The sequence below is a fragment of the Fructobacillus ficulneus genome, from assembly GCF_001047075.2.
In the GTDB taxonomy this organism is placed as follows: Bacteria; Bacillota; Bacilli; order Lactobacillales; family Lactobacillaceae; genus Fructobacillus; species Fructobacillus ficulneus.
The window spans coordinates 91,174-93,081 of the sequence record NZ_DF967991.1 but is presented as its reverse complement, the minus strand read 5'-3'; the positions used below and the strand labels follow the sequence as shown (position 1 = coordinate 93,081).

The window sequence follows — 1,908 nt, the reverse complement described above, 5'->3', positions numbered from 1 at the left end:
GCGGTTATGATGGCCATGGCCAATTTGATTTGAATACGGCCGCCGATGTCGACCAAATCAAAGCCAACTGGCCCGGCGGAATCTTGATTTTAGAGGAAAAGATTTCCTTTACCAAAGAAGTCAGCATCATGGTGACGAAAACGGCACAGGGCGACTTAGTGACCTGGCCAATCGCCGAAAACGTCCACCAAAACCACATTTTAAAGACTTCAACGGTGCCAGCCACGATTACACCTGACCTCGACCAAACTATCCAAGCAATCGCCAAAACCTTGGCGGACGAATTGGATTTGCGCGGGGTCTTAGGGATTGAACTCTTCGTTAATGAAGAAAGCAACCAAGTTTGGGTCAATGAGTTGGCACCGCGGCCCCATAATTCGGGTCACTATACGATTGAAGCCTGCAATGTCTCACAATTTGAGGGGCACATCCGCAGCATCGTCGGCTTGCCAATCCCAGCCATTACCTTGGTTGGTCCGGCCTTGATGGCCAACTTGCTCGGCGATGAATTGCTCACCGCCCGGCAGGCCTTCATCAATCATCCCGCTTGGCACTTCCACGATTACGGTAAGGCAGACGTCAAACCGGGCCGGAAGATGGGCCATATCACCGTTGTTGGTGAAGAGGCGCAAGCAGACTTAGAAGAATTTTTAGCAGGGTTGCAATAAAGGGGAGAGAAAATGACGGAAGAGTCAGTTGAATTTGCTGGTCAAACGATTACACGAGCCGAATTGATTTATGAAGGCAAGGCCAAGCAGGTCTTTGCCACCAATGATCCCACCATTATCTGGATGCACTACATGGACCAAGTTACGGCCTTGAACGGGAAGGTCAAGGAAGAGTACGCCGGGAAGGGGGCTTTGAACAGCCGTATTTCCAACTTGCTCTTTACCTACCTGGCCGACCAAGGGATCAACCACCACTGGTTGGGTTCGGTTTCCGAAACCGATGAGTTGGTTAAGAAGGTCGCCATCATTCCTTTGGAAGTTGTTACCCGTAACTACACGGCCGGCCACTTCGTTTCCCGCTTTGGCGTTAAGGCTCATGAAAAGCTCGAACCCCGGGTCCAAGAGCTGTACTACAAGTCCGATGAACTCGATGACCCCTTCATGAATGATTCCCAGGCAATTTCTTTGGGCTTTGCGAGTCGCCAAGACTTGTCAACCGTTTATGCTTTGGCCGACCAAGTCAACGAATTGCTGGTCGCCATCTTCAATAAAATTAACATCACCCTCGTTGATTACAAGTTGGAATTTGGTCGCCTGGCCGATGGTCAGATTATCCTAGCCGACGAATTGTCACCCGACAACATGCGTCTCTTGGATAAGGAGACTGGTAAGTCCTTGGATAAGGATGTCTTCCGTCAAAAGCAGGGCGACCTGCGCCTGGGTTACCAAGATGTGTTGAACCGTTTAGAAGAATCGTTGAAATAAGAGGAGCAAGCGACCATGTATTTGGCAAAAATTTACGTGACTTACAAACCATCAATCCTAGACCCACAGGGTGTCGTGATTAAATCAGCCTTGGAACGGTTGGACTACCAGGGTATCGAATCCGTGACCCAAGGCAAGTACTTCCAAGTGCAATTGTCAGGGGCAGACGAAGCGGCCGTGGCCAAGGAAGTTGAAGCCTTCGTCGAAGCCTTGTTGATTAACCATAATACTGAAACCTATACCTACGACTTAACAGAGATTTAATTTAAAAGAGAGGGGCGCTCATGAAAGCTGCAGTAATTACATTTCCAGGATCAAATTGTGACCGAGACATGTACCATGCCTTAGAATCATTTGCCGTTGACGTTGATTTGTTGGATGACCAGGTCCAAGACCTGTCAGAATACGATGCGATTTTCCTACCAGGTGGCTTTTCATACGGCGACTACCTACGGTCTGGCGCCGTGGCCAAGTT

The 1,908-nt window shown here is 49.3% G+C and carries 4 protein-coding genes; all 4 read left to right on the top strand.

Translation table 11 applies throughout. The features are described from left to right. The coding region (locus AOQ29_RS07865; RefSeq protein ID WP_242977375.1) for an ATP-grasp domain-containing protein at positions 1–668 on the top strand (668 nt) is incomplete at its 5' end. A 12-nt stretch (positions 669–680) separates the two neighbouring features. Continuing rightward, the gene (locus AOQ29_RS02155) at positions 681–1,433 is read left to right on the top strand and encodes a phosphoribosylaminoimidazolesuccinocarboxamide synthase (RefSeq protein ID WP_061992909.1); all 753 of its coding nucleotides are present in this window, start codon (positions 681–683) and stop codon (positions 1,431–1,433) included. Between the two features lie 15 nt (positions 1,434–1,448). Next, the gene (gene purS / locus AOQ29_RS02150) at positions 1,449–1,697 is read left to right on the top strand and encodes a phosphoribosylformylglycinamidine synthase subunit PurS (protein ID WP_061992908.1); all 249 of its coding nucleotides are present in this window, start codon (positions 1,449–1,451) and stop codon (positions 1,695–1,697) included. Between the two features lie 20 nt (positions 1,698–1,717). Next, positions 1,718–1,908: phosphoribosylformylglycinamidine synthase subunit PurQ (locus AOQ29_RS07860; protein WP_242977374.1), on the top strand; the 191-nt coding region annotated here is incomplete at its 3' end.

Excerpts from the sequence above, each read along its gene's own strand:
- purS (WP_061992908.1), top strand. The coding sequence starts at position 1,449 with ATGTATTTGGCAAAAATTTACGTGACTTACAAACCATCAATCCTAGAC.
- AOQ29_RS02155 (WP_061992909.1), top strand. The coding sequence starts at position 681 with ATGACGGAAGAGTCAGTTGAATTTGCTGGTCAAACGATTACACGAGCC.